Raw genomic sequence first — 23310 nt, forward strand, 5'->3', positions numbered from 1 at the left:
GTAAGCGCCACCCCGCGTTCCTTTACCAGCTTCACTGCCTCAAGCTTGAACTCCCGGCTGAATTTCCGTCTTTCCATCGTACACCTCCATAGGTATCATCCTACCTTAACAAGGTGTCCGTGAAACCGGGGGCAGCCCAAATTGCCGCGGCCAAAACATGCATTGAGTGTCAGAATCGAGTTTTTTGGATGAGTTGATCTCACAAAAAATCTGGCTCTGCCCCGTTTGCTCGCTCTTCACTGAGAACTCAGCCTCTTGGATAGCCTTTGTCCTCCAGGTCGGTCCGATCTTCTTCAAACGCCTTTTTTAACGTGCTTAGTACTGCAATCCTGAAAAACGGCTTCAGTACTTTCTTGATCCCGTTCAGCGGAATTTGCACCCGGATTTGTATCAATGTTGCGTTTGGCTCTAACGGCTGAAAGGACTGAAAGATCTTGGTTCCCTTGTTAGTGCCGGAGATCACTTCGCTTTCAAGACTTCCATCAGCCAACCGTTTCTGAAAAACTTCATCTATCTGCTTCATCCCGAGCAACGCCACTTCTTGCTTAAAGTGGCACACTCCGTTTTGCTCGGATAGCACTGTAAATGCGATATCGGGGTGAACCCGGTGTTTAGCGTGATGGCGAATGTCTCCATATTGCTTGCTGACAATATGTAATGGTTGTCGTATTGTCCCCGTAAATTTGACTGTCAACGTGTTTGTCATTTTTTTCACCCGCTTTTTGGAAGCATAGGTTACGCATAACGGACGAATTTGGATGCGAAAGGGGTTGCCCAACGGTGCGGCTCAACGGCGGCTGCCAGCCGTCCGCTGGAGCAATTAGTCAGGCCTACTCCCCGGGCTTTATGGCAGCGGAGCGGTTACTTTGTACACGACGTCGTTCTCGCGCGCGTGGGCGGTCACTCCCAGGCCGAATTCCTGTCCCGCACTGACTTCAGACACGGGTTTGTGCTCGATCTGCATGGACTCGACCAGCTGGCGGAAGTCGCTCGTGTGGCCCCAGACATGAATCGCGTCGCCGACGCGCAGGCTGCCCGACTCCATCCGCACCACTGCGACAGAAAGATGGCTGTAGTAGTGAGTCACGCTCCCGACGCGCTCCTCACCTGCCAAGGGAGCGGGTGCCGCCGCTCCGGCCGGCCGCGGGGGCGTGCGTACTCGTCGCGCCTTGGGGGACGGCCGGGCTGCCGGCTTTTTCTTTGGCGCTGCGCGCCGCACCGTCGGCTTTTTCCCTGCGGCCTTTTTCCTGACCGGTGCGGTTTTCTTCAGGGTTGCCGGTTTTCTGGCCGGCGTCTTCTTCCGCTTTACTTTGGCTTTCGCTTTCTTTCTGGCAGCCATGGGTAACCTCCTTCGGGTGTCTAGATTAGGGGAATGCCTAATAATCCTAGTCGCCCGAGCGGAACATATCAATCTTCACCCGAACAGGCTCCGAAGCAGCAAATGCGTAGGAAGATAAATAAGCACGGGGAAGCCAACCATCAGCAGACCCAGATAAGCCAGTGGCGCCATGCGGTTTTGCGGTTGGTTTCCGGGACCAAACACCCAGTTCACGTTCTCTGCGGGATCCGTGAGCCAATAACACAGCGGGAGCACAAACCAGGCAAGGGCCGTCTGCGCAATCCAGGCTCCCGGTTCATATCCAAGTCGAGCAATCATCCAGATCAGCAATATGGGCAAGAACCCATGGAACAACGAGAGTGCCCTGAGATACAGCGGCTTGCGTGCGTTGAACATGTAGTCGGTCAGTCCGCTCACGCGCTTGCCGGTCAGGAGCTGCCCGAAGAAGCTTACATTCCAGAGCGCCTCCGGCAGCAGTATCCCAACCGCCATCATGCTTGCCAGGAAAGGGCTCTCGAACCAGAGCGCGGCGACGGTGGCCAACAAGGCGATGTCCGAAAACCAAAGGAAGTTGTCGCGACTGTACTTGGTCGCGTAGACCGGCACGGTGATTGCTACAAAAAGCGTGTAGGCAAGCTTGATCCAGAGCGGGATCAGGCTATCGGGTTCCACTCTTCTAGCGTCCTAACGTCGGAATTCACCGGCTCGTTGCAAGCGGTGCGAAGCGCCGATTGCAACGGGTCCGGTGGAATGAGTAGTTAGCATCATTGGGAAAGGATCGGATTTGATCTCTTCTTGGTCACACATTCAATATAGCCACGAATAAAACTATCCCGTAACGAGATAAATTCTTCATAGGTCTTGAACCTGCGATTCTCTGGCGCTTGATTCAAGAAATAGATGGTTACAATTACCGAGTCTTCGTCCCACAAAATCTGGGTTATCCCGAGTGTCCTTCCGGTTAGTTCTCTTTTCGTGAGCGTTTGGACTGAGAAACCCTGACCGGAGAAGTCAACTAGATCTGATTTGCCATTCGCCTTCGCTATGTCCGCAAAGTACGATGTGACGATCTGTTTATCCTCTAGATATTTTGAAGGGTCAGATCGTTCAGCCTTCAGGTTCGCGAAGGGATAGGTCCTAGCATACGAGTACATCACACTGTAGCCATCTATTACCGAGATACGCTGGCTCTTGCCACCGAAACTTACTTCCCGCCATGGTTCGGCAGTCTGCGGACGCCGGTCTAGAGTCACTCCACGTACTCCTTCAGCGAACCATCACAACGAACATACGGTTGAAGCTTCAAATCGCTCTCCAGTTGCCTCGGAGGGCCAAGTTCCCCGGCATAGGAGCTACCGCGTGTAACTAGGAGCAGCAAGAAAAGCAGGAACGGGGCAAATCGGTTCATGATCGCTAACTAGATATAGACACCCGAAAAGGTGTAATTAATTGCCCCATAGAGCGGGGTATGCTGTCATCCTATGACAGAATCCATGCGCTATAAAGGAACAAAAAATATTGTTACCACGCCGCGTTTTGCTCTGCGCGCAAGCGCGGGCAAGCGACTATTAGAAGGCATATCGAAAACGCAAAAGCGACTCTCGTCCCCCCACTACAACCTCTTCTATTGGACGCGCCTCATACCTGCAACCAATCAAGTGCAGTCGATTCGACTTTTTAACCCGGCGGTTTGCTCAAACCGAAACGATATGTCAGAATGGCTCTACCTGGATACGTTTTCCCTCAAGACGCGATTCGGACGTCCTCTCCTCGTTGTCCTGCAAGTCGCGTGCGCTGACTTTGGCCACGCCCGTGAATTCGTTGTCGCCAGGGCCCTGGATAATGTGTATCCGGGTCATATTGCTTCCGATCCACTTTCCGTTTTGATCGAATCGAAACGCGATATAGGTAGCATCAAACTCCCTGTCGCCGACGCGCTTCCAGGCACCATGCGCGCCGCTGAGTACCGGATGCGTATCCCCGCTTCGAAAGAAAGTACCATCCGACGAAAAGGTAAGAAGGTTCTTCCCCACACCACCTGGGCGACTGGCTGACACGAGCCACGCCCCCACCAATCCTCGGCTAGTTTCGCTGGCAGCATCATGACGGGTGACCCCCGCGCAACCGGCAACGACCACGACAGTCAGTAGACTCAACAGAACAGATCTAACCCTAATCACTGGACATGGTTTCTCTCCCTCAGTATGGGTGCCCGAACCCCTCGCGACCCTCTTCTTCCGTCACGGTCGCTCCTCCTGCCTTCTAACGTCCGCGTTGAGCGGCGCGCGGCCGCATGGTCGCGCGTCCGTTCTCGAACGCGCGGTTATGCGCTTTTGATGTAGCTATTGGGATTGGCCTTGATCCCATCCAGAGCCTCCAGAATTCCATCAATCACCAACTCAAATTTCTCCCGACTGAAAATAATTTGGTCGCCGCGCTTGTACCAGTTGAACCGCTCACACTTTGCGACATCAGCGGTCGTGATCGCTCGGTTATGAATAATCGCGTGTCGCAACCACCGAAGCTCTCCAAATACGGGTACTTCTATTTGCGCGGGTTCTACTTTTAGCTCACCTGCAATTGCCGCGCGATAGTGGTCTTCCCAGTACTGATAAACCACTGCCAAACATGTGTTGCCAATAAACTGAAAGTTGGAGCCTCCCTCCGAATTCCGTCGAATAAGCTCTTCAATTGGCACTTGGTGTAAGTGGCTGTAAGTCCGCGCACCCGCGCGAACGATGCGTCCATATGAGTGCTCAAGTCCCCCGTACTTCATCCCCGCATACTCGGGTCTTTCTTCGATGAGCTTCTCTACGCGTTGCTTACTCTCAACCTTAAGACTTTTCCGCCTTCTCGAGAACATGCGCAAATCCGTCGCGCGCATCCAAGAAAATACCGTAGATGGCGTCTACAACCGCGCGGTATTCATCAATGATCGGCTCAACGGGCACGGCCTAGCGCATAACTAGATATAGACACCCGAAAAGGTGTAATTAATTGCGTCAAATGCAGCATGTTTTTGTTATCCTACACCGGAATCAAGGCGTTATGGGAGAGTGGCTTTATAAAATCACAGACCACCTTGAGGGAACTGGTGGGGCATCAGGATGTTTCGACCACCATGATCCTTCGACAGGCTCAGGACAGGTCTACACCCACGTGACGAACAAAGGAGGTCAGGGGGTGCACAGCCCACTAGACATGGGCTAAACTGCTTCATGCCCGACTTCGACTCTATTTTTTCTACTCAAGGGGCACTCGCCAAGGCCGTAAACGATTACAGTCCACGGCCCCAGCAAGTCGAAATGGCGCACGCGGTCGCGGAGGCACTCAAACGCAATTCGGTGCTGATCGCGGAAGCCGGCACCGGTACCGGCAAAACCTTCGCGTATCTGGTTCCCGCGCTGCTCTCCGGCGGCAAAGTGATTATTTCCACCGGCACCAAGACGCTGCAGGACCAGCTTTTCGACCGCGATATTCCCTCTGTGCACGCGGCGCTGAAGGCGCCGGTCAGCGTGGCCTTGCTCAAAGGACGCGCCAATTACGTTTGCCATTACCGATTGAATCAGGCTTTGAATGAGGGCCGGTTTGCGAGCCGCGAAGACGCGGGTTATCTGCCGCTGATTACGCAATACGCGCGCACTTCCTCCTCGGGCGACAAAAGCGGTTTGGGCAATGTGCCGGAGAATGCCGGCATCTGGCCGCACGTCACCTCGACGCGGGAGAACTGCCTCGGCCAGGAATGCCCCAACTACCAGGAATGCTTCGTGATGAAAGCGCGCAAGGAAGCGCAGCAGGCGGACGTGGTGGTGGTGAATCATCATTTGTTCTTTGCCGACGTGATGCTGCGCGACGAGGGCGTGACGGAATTGCTGCCGGCGTGCAACACGGTGATTTTCGACGAGGCGCACCAGTTGCCGGAAACCGCCAGCTTGTTTTTCGGGGAAAGCATCGGCACCGCGCAGATTCTAGAGTTCGCCCGCGATACGCGCACGGAGGGCATCGCCAATGCGCGCGATTTCACGGTGTTGCCGGAGGCTGCAGCCGCTCTGGATAAAGCCGCCAGGGATTTGCGGCTGACTGTGAAAGAAGACAACGCGCGCCTGTCGCAGCAATCGTTACAGGATATTTCCGGTTTCAAGGCGGCCCTGGATGGGTTATGCGAAAAACTCGATGCGCTCACCGGATTGCTGGAAAGCCAAGCCGAGCGCGGCGAAGGTCTGCGCCATTGCCGGCAGCGCGGCCTCGAGCTTGCGGCTAAAATTGCGCGCTGGCGCGACGCGGAGGACATCACGCAGGTGCGGTGGGGCGAAGTGTTTGCGCATTCAATGCAGCTGAACAGCACGCCTTTATCAATTGCCGAAATTTTCCGCAAGCAGATCGAAGGCAATGCGCGCGCGCTGGTGTTCACCTCGGCCACCTTGTCGGTGAATCGCGACTTCAGCCACTATCAACAGGAAATGGGGCTGCAGGATGCGGCCACCGCTTCCTGGGACAGCCCGTTTGAATACGAGCGGCAGGCGCTTTTGTATCTGCCGCAGGCGTTGCCCGATCCCAATAGCGGCGAGCATACTCAAGCGGTGATTAAGGCAGCTCTTCCCCTCATCAGAGCCAGCCGCGGCCGCGCTTTCCTGCTGTTTACCAGTCTGCGCGCGATGCAGGAAGCGCGAAGCCTGCTTAAGGAATATTTCCACGAAGCAAAGCTGGATTATCCGCTGCTGGTGCAAGGCGAGGGCTCGCGCAGCGAATTGCTGGAACGCTTTCGCAGGCTCGGCAATGCGGTGCTGGTGGGCAGCCAGTCGTTCTGGGAAGGAGTGGACGTGCGTGGCCCGGCGCTGTCGCTGGTGGTCATAGACAAGCTGCCGTTCGCGCCGCCGGATGATCCGGTGCTGGCGGCGCGGATCGAGCAAATCAACCGGCAGGGGCGCAATGCGTTCATGGAATATCAGTTGCCGCGGGCGGTGATAACATTGAAACAGGGCGCGGGGCGTTTAATTCGCGATGAGACCGACCGCGGGGTACTGATGATTTGCGACCCGCGCTTGTTGTCCAAGTCTTATGGCCGCAGAATCTGGCGGAGCCTGCCGCCGATGCGGCGCACGCGCGAGGAAACCGAAGCCGTGAATTTTCTCGAAGAATGCCACTCTGTCATGCAAACGGAAAGCGTGAAATGAAAAGCAAAAATCTGCTGCTTCTCAATCTGGGGCAGATCTGCGGTTTGCTGCTATTGTTGCCGGCCGCACAGGCGCAGAATCCCATGTGCCAGCTCCAGCCGAACGCCTACTGCCAAAGCGCCGACCTGCGCGGCGCGAACTTGCAATTCGCGCAGCTTTACGAATCCAATTTCGATGGCGCAAACCTGGAAAAGGTGAATCTGCAAAACGCCTTTCTTTACAACTCCTCGTTGGAGGGCGCGAATCTGCAGGGCGCCAACCTGATGTCCGCCAGCATGTCGCACGTGAACCTCAAGCGCGCCAACCTCAAGGAAGCCAATTTGTACCGCACCAATTTGTTCGGCGCCGACCTGGAAGGCGCGGATTTGCAGGGGGCGAACCTGGTCAAGGCCAATCTTAATGGCGCAAACCTTAAGGGCGCGAATCTGGCCGCTGCGAATTTAAAGGGGGCGAAGCTGGAAGGTGCGAATGTGCAGGGCGCCAACCTGCAAGGCGCCAATTTCGAGGGCGCGCACACCGACAATTGCAAGGGTTGTCCTTGAATTAATTCTTGAGCGGCGCCGCCCACAAATCGTGAGCATCGGAGGCGGTGATTTTGACTTTTACCAGTTCGCCAGCCACAAGTCCGCGTGAATTCTTGAGGTGAACCCGGCCGTCGATTTCCGGCGCATCGGCGGAGCTGCGCGCCACCGCGCTGCCGCCGGTGATTTCATCCACCAACACGGTCATGGTCCGTCCGATTTTGCGCTTCAAGCGCTCGGTGCTGATTTTCTCCTGCAACGCCATGAAGTGCGCTTTTCTTTCTTCCTTCACTTCTTCGGGAACATGCCCCGGCAGGGCGTTTGCCGCGGCGCCGTCCACCGGCGAATAGGCGAAGCAGCCGACGCGATCGAGCTGCGCTTCCTCGAGAAACTCCAGCAGTTGCTCGAAATCTTCTTCGGTTTCGCCGGGAAACCCGACGATGAAAGTGCTGCGTATCGTGATGTCGGGACAGACTTCGCGCCAGGAACGTATGCGCGCCAGATTGCATTCCGCTCCTGCCGGGCGTTTCATGGCTCTAAGTATGCGCGGGCTCGCGTGCTGGAACGGCACATCCAGGTAAGGCAGGAGTTTCCCTTCCGCCATCAGCGGAATCACTTCGTCGACGTGGGGGTAAGGATAAACGTAATGCAGTCTGACCCAGGCGCCCAGCTCGCTCAAGCTGCGCGCAAGTTCGGCCAAGCAGGTTTTGAGCGGACGGCCGCGCCAGAAGCCAGTGCGGTACTTGATGTCGACGCCGTAGGCGCTGGTGTCTTGTGAAATCACCAGCAATTCCTTCACGCCTGCTTTAACCAGGTTTTCTGCTTCCTGCATGACTTCGTTGATCGGGCGGCTCACCAGATTTCCGCGCATCGAAGGAATGATGCAAAAAGTGCAACGGTGGTTGCAGCCTTCGGCAACCTTGATGTACGCGTAATGCGCGGGCGTGAGCTTGACGCCTTGCGGCGGAATCAGGCTGGTGTAAGGATCATGCGGCTGAGGCAAATGTGCGTGCACCGCGTCCATCACTGCCTGGGTCGAGTGCGGACCGGTGACCGCCAGCACTTGCGGGTGAGCCCGGCGCACCACGTCGGTTTTGGCGCCGAGGCAACCGGTGACGATGACGCGGCCATTTTCATCAAGAGCTTCGCCAATAGCGTCCAGCGATTCTTCCACTGCGCTGTCGATAAATCCGCAGGTGTTGACTACGACGAGGTCGGCTTCCTCATAGCTCGGCGCAATCAGATAGCCTTCGGCGCGCAAACGGGTGAGGATGCGCTCCGAATCCACCAGCGCCTTGGGGCAACCCAGGGAGACAAAACCGATTTTCGGAACAGCGGTCACGCGGCGGCCAGGGAAGTAAAGATCATTTGCTTATTTTTTGTCTTCTTCCTTATTCGGGCCGGCGGCGGGTGGTTCTTGTGGAGTAACACCGAAATTGGGAAAGGTGAAATTGCCGAAGATGTTGCGCGTCTGTTTTTGCAGCTGGCTCTGCATGTCGAGGAACATTTTGGCGCTTTGCTCAAGGTAGCTCGTCATCAGGCCCTGGATCGCCGGGCCTTGGAATTTCAGGAACTGCGCCCAGGTTTCCGCGTTCAGCATGGGGTTGTCGCCGTACATGGCGTGTGATTGATCCTGCAAGCGCTGCTGCATTTCGATGAAGGTCTGGATGTTTTTCTCCAAATAAACTCCCATCATGCCCTGCATGGCGTGGCCGTAAAAGCGGATGATTTTCGACAGCATGTCGGAAGAAAACATTGGCATGCCGCCGCTTTCCTCCTCAAGGATGATTTGCAGCATGATGCTGCGCGTGAGGTCTTCATTGGTTTTGGCGTCCACCACTCGGAAATCGACATGATCCAGCACCAATTGCTTTACGTCGGCGACCGTGATGTAGCTGCTGCTGGTCGTGTCGTAAAGACGGCGGTTCGGGTACTTCTTGATGACTCTGGCGGTGTCGTTCATGCTGCACGCTCCTTTATCAGGCCTTGCCGCGACTGTCTAGGTTTATGTTCGTTGCGGCAAATACGGACTTAATTATAACCTCATGATTTGGGAATGAAAAATATGAAAGCCGCAAACTTTGATATTGCGTTGCACAATAAATGATTGACAAAGCTAAACATGGCCTCTAGAATAGCATTGTTGCGGTGCAACATAAAGCCCTTGCCGATTATCAAATTTTGTAAAGGATTTCCCCATGTTTAACGAGCAATTCCCCGAGCTCAACAAGAACACCCTGGAAAACACGCTGCGTTTTGCCAAGATCACCATGGAAAGCGCGGAACGCCTGGTCAAGCTGCAGCTTGAAACCGCCAAACAGGCGATTGAAGAGAATGCCAAGAACGCGAAAGCCTTGAGCGAAGTAAAAGACTTGCAGGAAGTGGTAGCTTTACGCACGAAACTCGCCGAAGCGGGTGTCGAGAAGGCGCTGGATTATTCGCGCAGCGTGTACGAAGTCGCGGCGCAGGCGCAAACCGAGCTAGCCAAGCTGTTTGAAGAAAGCCTGTCTGCTTACACCAAGGATTTGGTGGGCGCCATTGAAAAAACCAGCAAGAACGCCCCCGGTTCCGAAATGGCGGTGGCGGCTCTGAAATCCACCATGGCCGCCACGCAGGCCGCCGTGGACAGCATGACCAAGGCCGCGAAACAGGTGGTGGAACTTGCCGACGCCGGCGTCAAGGCCGCGCACTCGGCGACCTCCAGCGCGGTAAAAGACGGCTCCAAGAAGAACCATTAAGAAGAGCCGCTGACACAGAATCCTCCTCCTTTATCCTAAGGTTTTCCTTATTATAAAGGTTAGCCCCGCCAAAACCTGGCGGGGTTTTTTTAGTACATGTGCTGGCCGCCGTTGATGGAGATGTTGGCACCAGTCACAAATGCCGCTTCGTCCGAAGCAAGATAAATAATCAACCCGGCGACTTCCTCCGGCTTGCCTAATCTTCCGACCGGTATCTGCGGCAGGATTTTGCTGTCCAGGACTTCTTTGGGTATCGCCATCACCATCTTGGTGCCGATGTAGCCGGGGGAAATAGTATTGATGGTGACGCCTTTTTTCGCCACTTCCTGCGCCAGCGCCTTGGTGAAGCCATGCATGCCGGCTTTCGCTGCGGCGTAGTTGGTTTGCCCGAACGCGCCTTTCTGGCCGTTGACCGATGAGACGTTGATGACGCGTCCCCAGCCGCGTTCCACCATCCCGTCCAGCACCTGCTTGGTCATATTGAACACGCTGTCCAGATTGGTTTTGATTACGACATCCCAATCCGCCTTAGCCATTTTTTTAAATGTCATGTCACGGGTGATGCCGGCGTTGTTGACCAGCACGTCGATGGGGCCGACATCCTTTTCCACTTTCGCAACCATCCTGGCGCAGGAATCGAAATCGCTGACATCCACCTGCGCGGTATAGAACTCGTAATCCCGCGATTTCATTTCCTCCGCCCATTGTTTGACCTTGGAGTTGTTCGATGAATAAGTGGCGACAACCCGATAGCCTTGATCGGCCATTTTGGTGCAAATCGATTCGCCCAGCCCGCCCATGCCGCCGGTGACCAGGACTATTCTTTGTTTTGCCATATTGTTTCCCCCGGGTAAATAATGTCGTTATACAAAGATTCGGGTCATCCTGCTTCCTGCTTGAAGTCGTTTCTCGCACAACATTCCGTGACATAGCGCCCCGGCGCCGCCTCGATTTCGCGATGGCTTTTGTTGCCCGGTTTGGTGCGCGCCGGAATTTCCTTGCCGCGCTTTTGCGCAAGCCATGCGCTCCAGTGCGGCCACCAGCTGCCTGGGTGGGATTGCGTAGCGGCGAGCCACGCTTCCGCGTCCGTATCGAGAGCGCCGCCGCTATAAAAGCTGCGCTTGCTTTTCGCCGGGGGATTGACCACGCCGGCGATATGCCCGCTGGCGGTGAGCACAAACTCGATTCGGCCTTTGAGCAGCGAGGCGCTGGCGTAAGCGGATTTCCACGGCACGATGTGATCTTCACGCGCCGCCAGCATATAAGTCGGCAGATTGATTTTGGTTAGATCTACCGGCACGCCGCACATGGCGAGTTTGCCGGGTATTTTCAGACTGTTTTCCAGATACATGTTCCGCACGTAGTAAATGTACATCGGGCCCGGCAGGTTGGTGCCGTCGCAATTCCAGTAAAGAAGGTCAAAGGCATCGGGAGTTTTGCCCTTGAGGTAATTGTTTACCACATAGAACCACACCAGCTCGTTGGCGCGCAGGCTGGCGAAAGCCAGCGCCAGTTCACGCCCCGGAATAATTCCACCGCGACCGAGGCCAGCTTCGCGTTTCTGCACATAGGCTTCGTCCACATAAGCGCTGATTTCTCCGGTGTCGGAGAAATCCAGCATGGTGGCGAGTAGCGTGAGGCTGTTAACCGCATTGCGCCGTTTGGCGCGCAGCGCCGCCAGCGCGCAGGCGAGCAGGGTACCGCCGACACAGAAGCCCAGCGTGTTGAGTTTTTTGACTCCGGCAATGGCGAGCGCGACGTCAATTGCCTGAATTACACCGAGTTCGAGGTAATCGTCCCAAGTCAGATGCCCAAGTTCATGCGGAATATTGCGCCAGGAAACGATGAACACCGTGTTGCCTTGCTCCAGGCAATGGCGCACGAAAGAGTTTTCCGGCTGCAGGTCAAGGACATAATACTTGTTGATGCAGGGCGGAATGATGAGTAGCGGCAGCTCCCCCACGGTTTCGGTGAGCGGCTTATACTGGATAAGCTGAATCAGCTCGTTTTCAAATACCACCGCGCCGGACGTCGTGGCCAGATTCCTGCCGACTTCGAAGGCCGACTCGTCGGTCATCGAGATATGGCCTTTTTCCAGATCCTCTATGAGGTTTTTCAAGCCCTGGCTGATAGTCGCGCCGTTGCTCTCCGCCGCGAGTTTCAGCACTTCCGGATTGGTCGCCGGAAAATTGGTGGGCGACAGGGCGTCAATGTACTGCCTGGTGAAAAAGCGCAGTTTTTTCTTGGCCTCTGGATCGACCCGCGCGGCTTCCACTATTTCTAACAGCCACTGCGAAGAGAGCAGGTAGTACTGCTTGAGATAATCGAAAAGCGGCAGGGCGCTCCATTCGGCAGATTGGAAGCGGCGGTCGCCTTTTTCGGGCGCCACCACCGGCGGGCAGGTTTCGCCCGGTTTGCGTTCCAGCATTTTCATCCACAAATCAACCTGCTTCTGGTAGAAGCGGTTGTGGATGCCCATCAGGCGCTGCGTGTCCTGCGCCGCGCTGGCGGTGAGCAGCTGAAAAATTTCGCCCACCGAGTCGAGATTGCGCTGGCTCGAAAGATTTTTAAGCAAGTCTTGCAGGAGTTTCCGGCTCGCCTCGTTGTCGGGCGGTAGAGACTGCGATTCCGGTTGCGAGCTCATGGGGGAGAATAGGAAGATATTTTTAAACATTACTTTGCTCTTCGAGGCGGCGCCCTGTCAAGCGAAGCGGGGTGATTGAGAGCGACTGCGCTGGCGTGGGATACTGGTGCGGATTAAGCGGAGAGGTCTGCTCATGTACATCGTGGCGATTGCCTGGCTTTATGTGGCAGGCATCATGGCATTCACCGAGACGAGCGTGGTGGCGGGCTTGCTTACTTTTGTTTTTTATGGCCTCGCGCCGCTTGCGCTTTTGTTGTGGCTGATCGGCACGCCGCAGCGCAAGCGCAATAAGCTACGCCAGATGGCCGGAGAGGCTGCGCGTGAGCCAGATGGAGCCGATGCCCAGCGTGATGAGTAGCACCTGCTGTAGCGTGGCATGCAGTTCCGGACGCCGGTGCAGCCCCGGAATCAAATCCGCGACCGCGACATAGAGCATGCTTGCCACCGCCAGGCCCAGGATCGGCGGCACCATCTGCTGCATGGTATGCAAAGTGAAATAAGCCAGCAGGCCGCCCGCCAGGGTCGCGGTGCCGGAGAGCAGATTGAACACCAGCGCTTGTTTCCGCGTGTACCCCGAGTGCAGCAGAATCAGAAAATCGCCGATTTGCTGCGGGATTTCGTGCGCGATGATGGCGAGCGAGGTGACGATGCCGAGCCGCACGTCGGCGAGAAAAGCGGCCGCAATCAGAACGCCGTCGACGAAATTGTGGAAGGTGTTGCCGATCATGATCATCATGCCGCTGCGGCCGCGATCGTGCCGGGGATCGTCGCCGCCGTGCGCTTCGCATTCGTCCTGGTGGCAATGGCGCCAAAGCACCAGCTTTTCCAGCACGAAGAACAGCAGGATGCCGAACAGAATGGTGGCGGTCAGGTGCTCCACATTGCGGGAGAGCTCGAAGGCATGCGGCAGGATTTCCAGGAATACCGCGCCGAGCAGCGCGCCGATGGCATAGCTCACCAGCATCGGCAGCCACGCGGCACGGGCGTTCAGGGCGAACCCCGCCGCGCACAGCACGCTCAACATGCCGCCGGCAAGACTTGCGCAGACTATCCAGGCCAGGATGGACATTGGTGGAAAAAGAAAATTGATTTTGTAATTATACCTGCTGCGAGCTAAGTTCATCCGGTTTCGTGTCCAGCCAGATGAGCGAAGCCATGCGTCCGGTGTGGCCGTCGCGGCGATGCGAGTAGAAGCGGGCTTTGTCGGTGTGGGTGCAATAATCGCCGCTGCTGATTTTTTTCACGCCGAGACGGTTTAAGCGTTGCCGCGCGAGAGAATAAAGATTCGCCAGCCATTTACCGGAGGCGCAGGGGGCGAAAGCCTGTTCCGCCCCGGCGTCGCCGCGCAGGAACGCATCACGCACATCGGCGCCGACTTCATAGGCATGAGGGCCGATGGCCGGCCCCAGATAAGCGAGCAGGGAAGCGGGCGGTGCCTGCATGGCTCTGATCGTTTGTTCTATCACGCCGGCCACCAGCCCGCGCCAGCCGCAGTGCGCCGCCGCGATCACCGTGCCCTGTTCATCGCAGAGCAACAGCGGCAGGCAGTCGGCGCTCAATATGGCGCAGACCGTGCCGGATTGCCGGGCCACCGCGGCGTCGCCTTCTTCGCCCGCAGCACTCACATCGGCGTCCAGCACCCTGGTGCCATGCACCTGCTTCAGCCATTTGGGTTCCGACGGCAAATGAGCGCGCAGCAATTTACGGTTATGCAAAACCGCGGAAGGCTCATCGCCCACATTCCCGCCGAGGTTGAATTGGGCATACGGTCCGGAACTCGCGCCGTTTTTACCGCGGGTGGTGATGAGCGCACGCACCTGAGCGGGAGCGGGCCATTGCGGGATGATCCACTCTGCCGGTGCGCGCACGCTGTTCGCTCCTTGATTCGCGGGGACAGGAAAGACCAGCAAGTTTTTGCCGTGGTTTATTGGGAAGCCGTGCCTGCGCGCACAGCGTTTTCCCAATCGAAGTCAACGTTTTCGCAGCGCAGATTTACGGCGTGAAACTCGGAAAAACGGCAGGTTTCAAGGCGGTAAACCAGTTCGGCCGGCATGGCTTGCCGCAAGCTTCCATACGACCGGTGATTTGACGAGAGCGCGCTCGCGAACAGTGCCAGAACGCACAATACGCCAAACACAAAAATCACTGCTCTGGCCGTGCTTCCTCCCGGTCTTCGGGTTTGCCCGTTTGGTGAGTATAGGACAAGAACATCCGGGTTCTCAGTTTCGGCCGCGCAGAGATTCAAGCAATTGTCGCATATCGGCCGGCAACCCGGCTTTCCAGCCCATGGTTTTTCCGCTTCGAGGGTGGAGGAGGGCGAGATGGTGCGCATGCAGCGCTTGGCGGGCGAATGCGGGTGTCTTCTTTTTCGCGGAATAAACCGGGTCGCCGACCAGCGGGTGGCCGATCGATTGCAGGTGCACGCGGATCTGGTGCGTACGCCCGGTTTCCAACCGGCAGCGCAGCAGGGTGCAATGGGCAAAGCGTTCCATCACCTCGTAATAAGTCAATGCAGGTTTGCCGCGCGCAACCACCGCCATCCTGGTGCGGGCAAAGGGATGGCGGCCAATCGGCGCTTCGACTTGGCCGCCGCGCGCCACCTTGCCCTGCACCAGCGCCAGATATTCGCGCTTCACGCTGCGCGCCTGCAATTGCTGCACCAGATTGGTTAGCGCCTCGAGGGTTTTCGCGACAACCAGAAGACCGCTGGTGTCCTTGTCCAACCTGTGCACAATCCCGGCGCGCGGGATTTCGGCAAGCCCGGGTGAGTGCTTGAGCAGCGCATTGAGCAACGTTCCCCGCCAGTTGCCGCTGCCCGGATGAACCACCAGCCCCGGCGGTTTGTTGATGATCAACAGGGATTCATCTTCATGGACGATGTCGAGCGGGATATCCTCCGGTAAATGCGCCGGCGTTTCGGCGGAAGGCGCGGCGGCGACACGGATTTTTTCTCCGCCCCCCACCTTGCGCTTGGCGACAGCGGGAGCGCCGTTTTGCCACACCCGTTTTTCGCGTATCCAGGTTTGCAGCCGGTTGCGGGAAAATTCAGGCAATAAACGCTGCAAGGCCTGGTCCAGGCGCAAGCCGGCGCAATCCGGCGGGATCACCAGTTCAATGTGAGGCGCTGCCTTTGGGTTATAATCGCGCAAAGGTTTTTCCATGCCGGTCATGAAGCATAGTCTAGCTTTAATCCTGTGTCTGCTGTTAGGCGGCTGCTTCCTGTTTCCGGACAAGGAAGACCCGGGCAACGTGCCTCCCAGCAAGCTGTTCGCCGACGCCATGGACGATATGGATGACGGCAATTTCGAGGGGGCCATCAAGAAATTTGAAATCCTGGAGTCGCGCTATCCCTACGGCAAGTATGCGGAGCAGGCGCAACTGGAAGTGGCTTACGCCTATTACAAGCAGGAAGATACGGCCTCCGCGGCGGCGGCGTGTGACCGCTTCATCAAGCTGCATCCGACCCATCCCAGCGTGGATTACGCGTATTACCTCAAGGGACTTGTCAATTTCAATGAAAATATGGGATTCATAGCCTATCTCGTGAACGAGGATATCGCCGAACGCGATCCCAAGTCGGCGCGCGAATCTTACGAAACGTTCAAGGAGCTGGTCACGCGTTTTCCCAACAGCATATATGCGGAAGACGCCAGCGCACGCATGCGTTTTTTGTTGAACAGCCTGGCACAGCACGAAATCCATGTGGCACGCTATTACATGAAGCGCAAGGCTTATGTCGCGGCGGCAAACCGCAGTCAGCTGGTCCTGCAGAACTATCCGCAAACGCCGGCTATCGAAGAAGCTCTGCTTATCATGGTCCAGGCTTACGATGCGATGGGCCTGAACCAGTTGCGCGACGACGCCGAACGCGTCATGCGCTACAACTTTCCCGACAGCAAATACCTTTCCAAAGTAGGCGACGCCACCAAACCCTGGTGGAAGCTGTGGTAATCGATAAAGTCAGGATCAGGGAAAGAGGTCAGGAATAAAACAAGCTGGGCCTGATCCCGGGCCATGAGGTCATTTCGGTTCCTGCAAATAATGGAGTTCGTCACGCAGAATCTCGACGCACTGCTGCGCCCTGCCGGTTTCCACCATGAGCCGCATGTCACCCAGGCCGGCTGGCGGAAGGATGCTGTTCAGGTGTTCATTGGTGATGAAATAATCAACGCCCTCGCGTTCCAGCACCATTTTCAGCATCATGACTTCCAACGGGTCGTTCGGCCGGTAAATTTCGGTGTAGGCGGGGCGCATGATTTCAACGAGGCCGGTGTAAAAGCAACAAGTCCTTGGCGTAGGTAAAACGGAGGTTAAAAGCAAAACCGACCCGCGTCAACCCAGCGCCAGCGCGATGACGCCGATGACCATGGCGGTGGCGGCGAGCGCGCGCCGCGGCAAATCACCTTCCGCCAGAAAGTGCGCGCCCATCACCGCGGCGATCAGGATGCTGATTTCACGCGCCGGCGCCACGTAACTTACCGGCGTGAACACCATTGCGCTCAGAATCATGATGTAGGAAAGTGGGCAGAGAATCGCAACCAGAATGACTTGCCTGCGATAGTTTTTCCAGGTTGCGCGGATACTGGCCGAATGGCGTCTGGCAAGCGGAAGCATGAGCAGCGTCCGCCCGCAGTTGGTGCCCCAGTCTTGTATTAACGGCGGAATCAACAGAGCACTCACCGCGAACTTGTCCCACAGGGTATACGCGGCGATCACCACGCCGGTCATGAGCGCGAAGCGCACTGCGTGCAATGCCCCGTTTTCCTTCAATTTGCGTGGATCGCCGGTGAGCAGAAATGCGCCGATGCCGATCAGCACCGCTCCCGCCAGCACGCTCCCGCTCGGCCGCTCGCCGAGAAGCAGCACGGCCGCCACTATGGCAATCAGCGGGCCGCTGCCGCGTGCCAGAGGATAGACCAGCGACAGATCGCCGGCGCGGTAGCCCTTGTCGAGGAGCAGATAGTAGATCGTGTGCAAGCCGGCGCTGCCGAACAGGAAAGCCAGCTGGATCAAGCCGAGTTGCGGCTTTTGGATCAGGAACAGGCCTATCGCCAGCGGCGCGTAAACCAGCGTGGAGCAAGCCGCAAACAGCCAGACAAACCCGACCCCGCCGCCGCTTTTTTTCAGCACATAGTTCCAGCCGGCGTGCAGAAAAGCCGCCGCGAGCACCAGCGTCAGTGCGAGTGCGCTCATGTCAGCGAGTGAATTTACGCACCACTTGCATCAATTCTCCGATGGCACACCCCCCGCCGCCGGACTTGACGGCGTTTTGCACACAGCCGCGCTGAACAATGAAGAAGCGTTCCGGCTCGCCGTGCTGCGGCGAGAAGATGACCGTGTCCGCGGCGTAATATGCGAGCTTGGCTTTTTCGACGAGAAAGCGCAGCGCCGCGTCGTCCATCTTGCTGAAAGGCGGATGGCGGCGCAGCGTGTTGATCGTGCGTTGACGAGGAGCGCTGGCGTTTTCACGAAGGTTCTGCCCGGCTAAATCTCCGGGCGCATTTGAGGAAAAAGGATTACATCGCGGATGCTGGGACTGTCGGTGAACAGCATCACCAGACGGTCGATGCCGATGCCGCAACCGGCGGCGGGCGGCAGGCCGTATTCCAGTGCGCGGATGTAATCGGCGTCATAGTGCATGGCTTCCTGGTTGCCGGCTTCTTTTTGCTTGACTTGCTCCGAGAAACGCGCCGCCTGGTCTTCGGGGTCGTTAAGCTCGGAAAAACCGTTGGCGATTTCGCGCCCGGAGATATAGAGCTCAAAGCGCTCGGCAATCTCCGGGTTGTTGTCGTTGCGGCGCGCGAGCGGCGAGACCTCGGCGGGGTAATCAACAATAACAGTCGGCTGGATGAGCAATTGTTCGGTGGTGTGCTCGAACAGCGTAAGCTGCAGGCCGCCGATGCCGTCACCGGGTTTGTAGGCGATGCCGCGCTTTTTGAATTCACCGACCAGAAACTCGCGGTCCTTGAGCCTGGCGTCGGTGTATTCGGGATGATATTTCCGGATCGCCTGCGTGATGGTGAGCCGCGGATAAGGTTTGCCAAAATCGATTTCCTGCCCTTGATAATTGATTTTGCTTGAGCCCAGCACGGTTTGCGCCAATACGCGCAGCATGGATTCGGTGAAGTCCATCAGATAGCGGTAATCCTGGTAGGCGCAATAAAACTCCAGCATGGTGAACTCGGGATTGTGGCGCGTGGAGATGCCTTCGTTCCTGAAGTTGCGGTTGATCTCGAATACTTTTTCCATGCCGCCCACCACCAGGCGTTTGAGATAAAGCTCCGGCGCGATGCGCAAATAAAGCCGCATGTCGAGCGCGTTGTGATGGGTGACGAAAGGGCGCGCCGCCGCTCCGCCGGGAATCGGATGCATCATCGGCGTTTCCACCTCAATGTAACCATCCTGGACCAGGAGTTCGCGCACCGCCTGAATGATTATGCAGCGAATGGAGAATACCTTGCGCGTATCCTCGTTGGTAATCAGGTCCACGTAGCGCTGGCGGTATTTACTTTCCTGGTCGGTCAGGCCGTGGAATTTCTCCGGCAGCGGGCGCAGGGATTTGGTAAGAAGCCGCAATTCATGAACGCGCACCGACAGCTCGCCGGTCTTAGTTTTGAACAGCGTGCCTTTGGCGCCGATGATGTCGCCCAGATCCCAGTGCTTGAACGCTTCGTGCGCCGACTCGCCCGCGTGGTCGTTGGTGATGTAAAGCTGGATGCGGCCGCTCATGTCCTGAATGGCGGCGAAGCTCGCTCTTCCCATCACGCGCTTCAGCATTATCCGTCCGCCGACGCTGACCTTGATGTGCGCGGCTTCAAGCTCTTCATGGGATTTACTTCCGTGCCGCGCGTGCAGCTCGCTAGCGAGATGCTCGCGCCGGAAATCGTTGGGAAAGGCGACGCCTTTGCCGCGCAATGCTTTCAGCTTCTCGCGGCGCTCTTCGATGATCTGGTTGGTATCCAGATTTTTTTCGTTGTTTTGTTCGGGCATTTACACTCCCTGTTTCAGGCTGGCGGTGATGAAATCATCAAGGTTTCCATCCAACACTGCCTGCGTGTTGCCGATTTCAACCCCAGTGCGCAGGTCCTTGATGCGCGATTGATCCAGCACGTAGGAGCGGATCTGGTGCCCCCAGCCGATGTCGGTCTTGGCGTCTTCCAGTTTGTCGCGCTCGGCTTGGCGCTTGCGCAGCTCAAGCTCATAGAGGCGCGATTTCAGCATCGCCATCGCCTCGGCGCGGTTGCGGTGCTGCGAACGGTCGTTCTGGCATTGCACCACGATGCCGGTCGGAATGTGAGTGAGCCGCACCGCGGAATCGGTCTTGTTCACATGCTGGCCGCCGGCACCGGAGGCGCGGTAGGTGTCAACGCGCAAATCCGCGGGATTGATTTCAACTTCGATGGACTCATCCACTTCCGGATAGACGAACACGCTGGCGAACGAAGTGTGGCGACGGTTGCCGGCATCGAACGGCGATTTGCGCACCAGCCGGTGTACGCCGGTTTCAGTGCGCAGCCGGCCGTAGGCATAGTCGCCGTTTATCTTCATGGTTGCGCTCTTGATGCCGGCGACTTCGCCCTCCGATTCCTCCAGCAATTCCACCCGGAAACCATGCCGCTCACTATAGCGCAAATACATGCGCTCGAGCATCGCGGCCCAGTCCTGCGCCTCGGTGCCGCCGGAGCCGGCCTGGATCATGAGAAAGCAATTGTTGGGGTCCATCGGATTGGAAAACATGCGCCGGAATTCCATTTCGGCGACGGTCTGTTCCAGCTCGACCGTCTCGGCGCGTATGCTTTCCAGCGCGGCGTCATCGTTTTCCGCTTTCGCCATGTCAAACAGCTCGCGCGCATCGGAAAGCGATCGTGTGAGCCTTGAGAGCGTGCCGACCGTGTTTTCCAGCGCTTTGCGCTCTTTGCCGAGTTCCTGGGCGCGCTTGTTGTCACTCCAGACAGCCGGATCTTCGGAAAACTTGACGACTTCGCTCAGGCGTTCTTGTTTTGCCTCGAAGTCAAAGATACCTCCGCAGTTCCGCCGCCCGGGCATCGAGGTCGGTCAGGCGGTTGGCGATGGCATTGAGTTGTTCGGCTTCCATCATGCATTCCTTGGAGATTTGCGAATTTTATCACGGCGCGGGCGTCCAATGCTCGATATTGAGCTGCAGCGTCTGCAGGCCGTTGTATTCGTTCACGGTCAGACGGAAAACCGCGCGGATGCGATCGGGCAGAGGATCGGCGCGCTGGAACAGCATGGCTTCAAGCACGCGGTCGGCTTTTCTCAGCTTGAGTTTGAGGTGCTTTTCACCGACGACACGCTGGTTCTCCACCGTGAAGGCGTCGTCGAAGAGCGGGGCGGGGAAACCCTGCCCCCAAATTTCGTGTTCCAAAAGGCGGGCGAACTCGATGTGCAGTTCCTGCGCCTCCAGCGCCCCGTCGATTTCAATCACCTGTTCCAGATCGGCGGGTGTGAGCAGGGTCTGCACGGTTTCCTCGAAAATCCTGGCGAACGACTCGAAGTCTTTTTCGTACAGCGTCAGGCCCGCCGCCGCCGCGTGCCCGCCGAATTTCAAAATCAAACCGGGATGGCGTTTGGTCACCAAATCCAGCGCATCGCGCAGATGCAGCCCCTTGATGGCGCGACCCGAGCCCTTGATTTCGCCGTCATTGCCTCTGGCAAACGCAATCACCGGCCGGTGCAGCCGGTCCTTGATGCGCGAGGCGAGAATCCCGATCACGCCTTGATGCCAGCCCGGATCGTAAAGACACACGCTATAGCTTTCCCGGAATTCCATCTTTTCCAGCGCCGCCAGCGCCGCTTCCCGCATGTCTTGCTCGATTTCCCGGCGCTCGCGGTTAAGCGCATCCAGTTGCCGTGCGATTTCCTCGGCACGGATGGTGTCATCAGTGAGCAGGCATGAAATGCCGAGCGCCATGTCGGAAAGCCTGCCCGCGGCGTTAAGGCGCGGTCCGAGCATGAAGCCGAGATCATAGGTGGAAGCACGGCGCGCATCCCGTCCCGCGGCGCGGAACAGCGCCTGCACGCCGGCGCAGGCTTTCCCCGCGCGTATGCGCTTCAGGCCCTGGCTCACCAGAATGCGGTTGTTGTCATCCAGCGTCACCACATCCGCCACCGTGCCCAGCGCCACCAAGTCGAGCAGGGTTGAAAGATTCGGCTCGGGTTTCGCGGCAAACGCGCCGCGCAGCCGCAATTCGGCGCGCAGCGCCAGCATCACGTAGAACATCACGCCGACACCGGCGAGGTTTTTGCTGGGGAATCCGCAGTCGGGCTGGTTGGGGTTCACGATGGAGGCCGCCTGCGGCAGCGTGCTTCCCGGCAGGTGATGGTCGGTAATCAGCGTTTCTATTCCCAGCCCTGCGGCTTCCGCAACCCCTTCGACCGAGGCAATTCCGTTGTCCACCGTGATCAATATATCGGGACGCTTGGTTTGCGCCGCGAGCCGCACGATTTCCGGCGTGAGGCCATAGCCGTATTCAAAGCGGTTGGGGACGAGATAATCCACAGTGGCGCCGAATTCGCGCAGCGCGCGCAGGCCCACCGCGCAGGCGGTGGCGCCGTCGGCATCGTAATCGGCGATGATGAGCAGCCGTTTTTTCGCCGCGATTGCGTTAGCCAGGATCTGCGCCATGCGCGTTGCGTTTTTCAGCCGGTCGCAAGCCGCGAGGCCTGACAACTCGCCGGCGAGCTGTGCCTTGGCAACGATCCCGCGCGCGGCGTAAATGCGCGCGAGCACCGGATGCACGCCTTCCGCCAGCAGGGCTTGATAGGCCTGTTGGGGAAAGCTGCGATAAACGATTTTGGGCGCACTCATTATTAATGCGTATATTCGGCTAACGGCCTGCTTCTCCGCCACCATTTCCATGAGTCTTTGCGCGTGATGCTGAACGACGAGCCGTCCGCAACGATAATAATTGCCGCTACCCGGCCACGCTTGAGCGCGGCAAGCAGCGGCGCAAACCACGAAGTTTCGAGTTCTTTCACCCCGGAACGCCAGCGCCCGGGGTCGTGATAGAGCACCGCGCCTTGCAGCTGATCGAGCACAATCAAGTGCTCGTCTTGAACCGGCATTTGCTTCAGCCATTTTTCCGCGTTGGGAGGGAGTGAAGCCCAAGGTATGGCGCTGGCGAGCGCCAGACTTCTCGGCAGATGCCCATCGGCCCACACCTGGGTAAAAGGTTTCCGGGAAAGCATGGCTAAATGGCCGCCTCCCCACAGCCAGACACCGTTGATGGGCAATTCGCCTCTCGCTTCGCGTACCTGGTTGAGCGGATGCTCGTGCAGCAGCATTTGCGCTTCGTTGCAGACGCCTTGCCAATGCAGGCCATCCGCGCCCATTGCCAGAAAATCATCCACGTTTTTACCCACCACCCGATCAAGCGGCGAGGTTTGCAGATTGGGGGCTTTATCCAGGCGCAGGTACCAGCGCTGCGGATGCGGCGCCTGAAAAACATAACCCCGGTCGGCGAACTGACTGTTGAGCACGCGGATGAATTGATCTGCTTCATCTTGTGCAATTGGGAAAACGCGGCTGTCCATCAGCAGCAATTGCCCGCGATCCACTTGCAGATTTACCGGGTCGGCGCGCAACCAATAAGCCGCGCCGGGATTGATGCCGTCCGCCGCGAGCGCCAATGCGGCGACCGGCCAGTCTTGCTGTTTTTCCGCACCAAATGCATGGCACAGCCAGGATTCCATATCTACTTCCGATTCGCGGGCCGGGGTGGCGCGGGCGAGCAGTGTGCGCAATGCGGGCGCGGATAAGTTCTCATACAGGCCGTTGGTTGACGCGGCGGGCTTAAGCAGGGCGGGAATAAGAAGGTGGCAGCGCATGCGGAGTTTGGAGTTGTCCGGAAAAGTTTAACATGCGGTGCCAATG

Annotated in this window: 24 protein-coding genes; 6 read left to right on the top strand and 18 right to left on the bottom strand. The window is 57.5% G+C overall.

The window, feature by feature from the left end; all coding sequences use genetic code 11:
• Positions 1–247: 247 nt before the first annotated feature.
• The 3 genes from VHE58_00975 to VHE58_00985 all read right to left on the bottom strand — a co-directional run bounded on the left by VHE58_00975 (position 248) and on the right by VHE58_00985 (position 2011).
• A complete protein-coding gene (locus VHE58_00975; GenBank protein HVS25876.1) occupies positions 248–706 on the bottom strand; it encodes a hypothetical protein in 459 nt (152 codons plus the stop codon).
• 138 nt (positions 707–844) lie between these two features.
• Complete coding sequence (locus tag VHE58_00980; protein HVS25877.1) at positions 845–1339, bottom strand: hypothetical protein; 495 nt, start codon at positions 1337–1339, stop codon at positions 845–847.
• 75 nt (positions 1340–1414) lie between these two features.
• Positions 1415–2011, bottom strand: coding sequence for a hypothetical protein (locus VHE58_00985; GenBank protein ID HVS25878.1), 597 nt, complete (start codon positions 2009–2011; stop codon positions 1415–1417).
• Positions 2012–2832: 821 nt separating this feature from the next.
• On the opposite strand from VHE58_00985, the gene VHE58_00990 reads away from it, so the two are divergent.
• Positions 2833–3393: a hypothetical protein gene (locus VHE58_00990; protein ID HVS25879.1), complete on the top strand. Its 561-nt coding sequence runs from the start codon at positions 2833–2835 to the stop codon at positions 3391–3393.
• 269 nt (positions 3394–3662) lie between these two features.
• On the opposite strand, the gene VHE58_00995 is transcribed toward VHE58_00990, so the two are convergent.
• Complete coding sequence (locus tag VHE58_00995; GenBank protein HVS25880.1) at positions 3663–4223, bottom strand: hypothetical protein; 561 nt, start codon at positions 4221–4223, stop codon at positions 3663–3665.
• 334 nt (positions 4224–4557) lie between these two features.
• Here VHE58_00995 and VHE58_01000 point away from each other — a divergent pair, with 334 nt between their 5' ends.
• Entirely contained in the window at positions 4558–6513 is a 1956-nt protein-coding gene (locus VHE58_01000; protein ID HVS25881.1) for an ATP-dependent DNA helicase, read from the top strand.
• Positions 6510–7055: a pentapeptide repeat-containing protein gene (locus tag VHE58_01005; protein ID HVS25882.1), complete on the top strand. Its 546-nt coding sequence runs from the start codon at positions 6510–6512 to the stop codon at positions 7053–7055. The genes VHE58_01000 and VHE58_01005 overlap by 4 nt, the downstream gene beginning before the upstream one ends.
• A 1-nt stretch (position 7056) precedes the next feature.
• Here VHE58_01005 and rimO read toward each other — a convergent pair whose 3' ends face one another.
• Together rimO and phaR are read right to left on the bottom strand one after the other, a co-directional pair.
• Positions 7057–8376, bottom strand: a complete 1320-nt coding sequence (gene rimO, locus VHE58_01010; GenBank protein HVS25883.1) for a 30S ribosomal protein S12 methylthiotransferase RimO — start codon at positions 8374–8376, stop codon at positions 7057–7059.
• Positions 8377–8406: 30 nt separating this feature from the next.
• Positions 8407–8997, bottom strand: a complete 591-nt coding sequence (gene phaR / locus VHE58_01015; protein ID HVS25884.1) for a polyhydroxyalkanoate synthesis repressor PhaR — start codon at positions 8995–8997, stop codon at positions 8407–8409.
• Positions 8998–9232: 235 nt separating this feature from the next.
• Between phaR and VHE58_01020 the strand changes: the two genes are divergently transcribed.
• Positions 9233–9772 (top strand): phasin family protein, encoded by a 540-nt coding sequence (locus VHE58_01020; protein HVS25885.1) that lies wholly within the window; start codon positions 9233–9235, stop codon positions 9770–9772.
• An 89-nt stretch (positions 9773–9861) separates the two neighbouring features.
• Here the strand turns inward: VHE58_01020 and VHE58_01025 are convergent, their stop codons facing one another.
• A complete protein-coding gene (locus tag VHE58_01025) occupies positions 9862–10608 on the bottom strand; it encodes a beta-ketoacyl-ACP reductase (GenBank protein ID HVS25886.1) in 747 nt (248 codons plus the stop codon).
• Positions 10609–10652: 44 nt separating this feature from the next.
• Positions 10653–12416, bottom strand: a complete 1764-nt coding sequence (phaC, locus tag VHE58_01030) for a class I poly(R)-hydroxyalkanoic acid synthase (protein ID HVS25887.1) — start codon at positions 12414–12416, stop codon at positions 10653–10655.
• Between the two features lie 133 nt (positions 12417–12549).
• Here phaC and VHE58_01035 point away from each other — a divergent pair, with 133 nt between their 5' ends.
• On the top strand, positions 12550–12774 hold the full coding sequence (locus tag VHE58_01035; GenBank protein ID HVS25888.1) for a hypothetical protein: 225 nt from the start codon (positions 12550–12552) through the stop codon (positions 12772–12774).
• Here the strand turns inward: VHE58_01035 and VHE58_01040 are convergent.
• From VHE58_01040 to rluD, 3 genes are all read right to left on the bottom strand, one after another.
• The gene (locus tag VHE58_01040) at positions 12709–13485 is read right to left on the bottom strand and encodes a ZIP family metal transporter (protein ID HVS25889.1); all 777 of its coding nucleotides are present in this window, start codon (positions 13483–13485) and stop codon (positions 12709–12711) included. The two genes, VHE58_01035 and VHE58_01040, sit on opposite strands and share 66 nt — an antisense overlap.
• Positions 13486–13513: 28 nt before the next feature.
• Positions 13514–14284 (bottom strand): peptidoglycan editing factor PgeF, encoded by a 771-nt coding sequence (gene pgeF, locus VHE58_01045; protein ID HVS25890.1) that lies wholly within the window; start codon positions 14282–14284, stop codon positions 13514–13516.
• Between the two features lie 351 nt (positions 14285–14635).
• A complete protein-coding gene (gene rluD, locus VHE58_01050) occupies positions 14636–15577 on the bottom strand; it encodes a 23S rRNA pseudouridine(1911/1915/1917) synthase RluD (GenBank protein HVS25891.1) in 942 nt (313 codons plus the stop codon).
• A gap of 7 nt (positions 15578–15584) precedes the next feature.
• Between rluD and VHE58_01055 the strand changes: the two genes are divergently transcribed.
• Positions 15585–16367, top strand: coding sequence for an outer membrane protein assembly factor BamD (locus VHE58_01055; protein ID HVS25892.1), 783 nt, complete (start codon positions 15585–15587; stop codon positions 16365–16367).
• A gap of 69 nt (positions 16368–16436) precedes the next feature.
• Here VHE58_01055 and VHE58_01060 read toward each other — a convergent pair whose 3' ends face one another.
• From VHE58_01060 to VHE58_01090, 7 genes are all read right to left on the bottom strand, one after another.
• Positions 16437–16670, bottom strand: a complete 234-nt coding sequence (locus tag VHE58_01060; GenBank protein ID HVS25893.1) for a DUF2007 domain-containing protein — start codon at positions 16668–16670, stop codon at positions 16437–16439.
• Positions 16671–16748: 78 nt separating this feature from the next.
• Positions 16749–17609 (bottom strand): DMT family transporter, encoded by an 861-nt coding sequence (locus VHE58_01065; protein HVS25894.1) that lies wholly within the window; start codon positions 17607–17609, stop codon positions 16749–16751.
• Between the two features lies 1 nt (position 17610).
• Complete coding sequence (locus tag VHE58_01070) at positions 17611–17817, bottom strand: hypothetical protein (GenBank protein HVS25895.1); 207 nt, start codon at positions 17815–17817, stop codon at positions 17611–17613.
• A gap of 83 nt (positions 17818–17900) precedes the next feature.
• Positions 17901–19406 carry a lysine--tRNA ligase gene (lysS, locus tag VHE58_01075; protein HVS25896.1) on the bottom strand — a complete coding sequence of 502 codons (1506 nt, stop codon included), beginning with the start codon at positions 19404–19406 and terminating at the stop codon, positions 17901–17903.
• Positions 19407–20511, bottom strand: a protein-coding gene (prfB, locus tag VHE58_01080) for a peptide chain release factor 2 (protein ID HVS25897.1) whose coding sequence is annotated in 2 segments (ribosomal slippage) — positions 19407–20429 and positions 20431–20511 — 1104 coding nt in all. Because the reading frame shifts where the segments join, the coding sequence is not laid out codon by codon here.
• 30 nt (positions 20512–20541) lie between these two features.
• The gene (gene recJ, locus VHE58_01085) at positions 20542–22245 is read right to left on the bottom strand and encodes a single-stranded-DNA-specific exonuclease RecJ (GenBank protein HVS25898.1); all 1704 of its coding nucleotides are present in this window, start codon (positions 22243–22245) and stop codon (positions 20542–20544) included.
• Between the two features lie 2 nt (positions 22246–22247).
• On the bottom strand, positions 22248–23264 hold the full coding sequence (locus tag VHE58_01090) for a hypothetical protein (GenBank protein HVS25899.1): 1017 nt from the start codon (positions 23262–23264) through the stop codon (positions 22248–22250).
• Positions 23265–23310: the final 46 nt, after the last annotated feature.

It is taken from the genome of Burkholderiales bacterium (assembly GCA_035543335.1).
Lineage (GTDB): Bacteria > Pseudomonadota > Gammaproteobacteria > Burkholderiales > JAHFRG01 > JAHFRG01.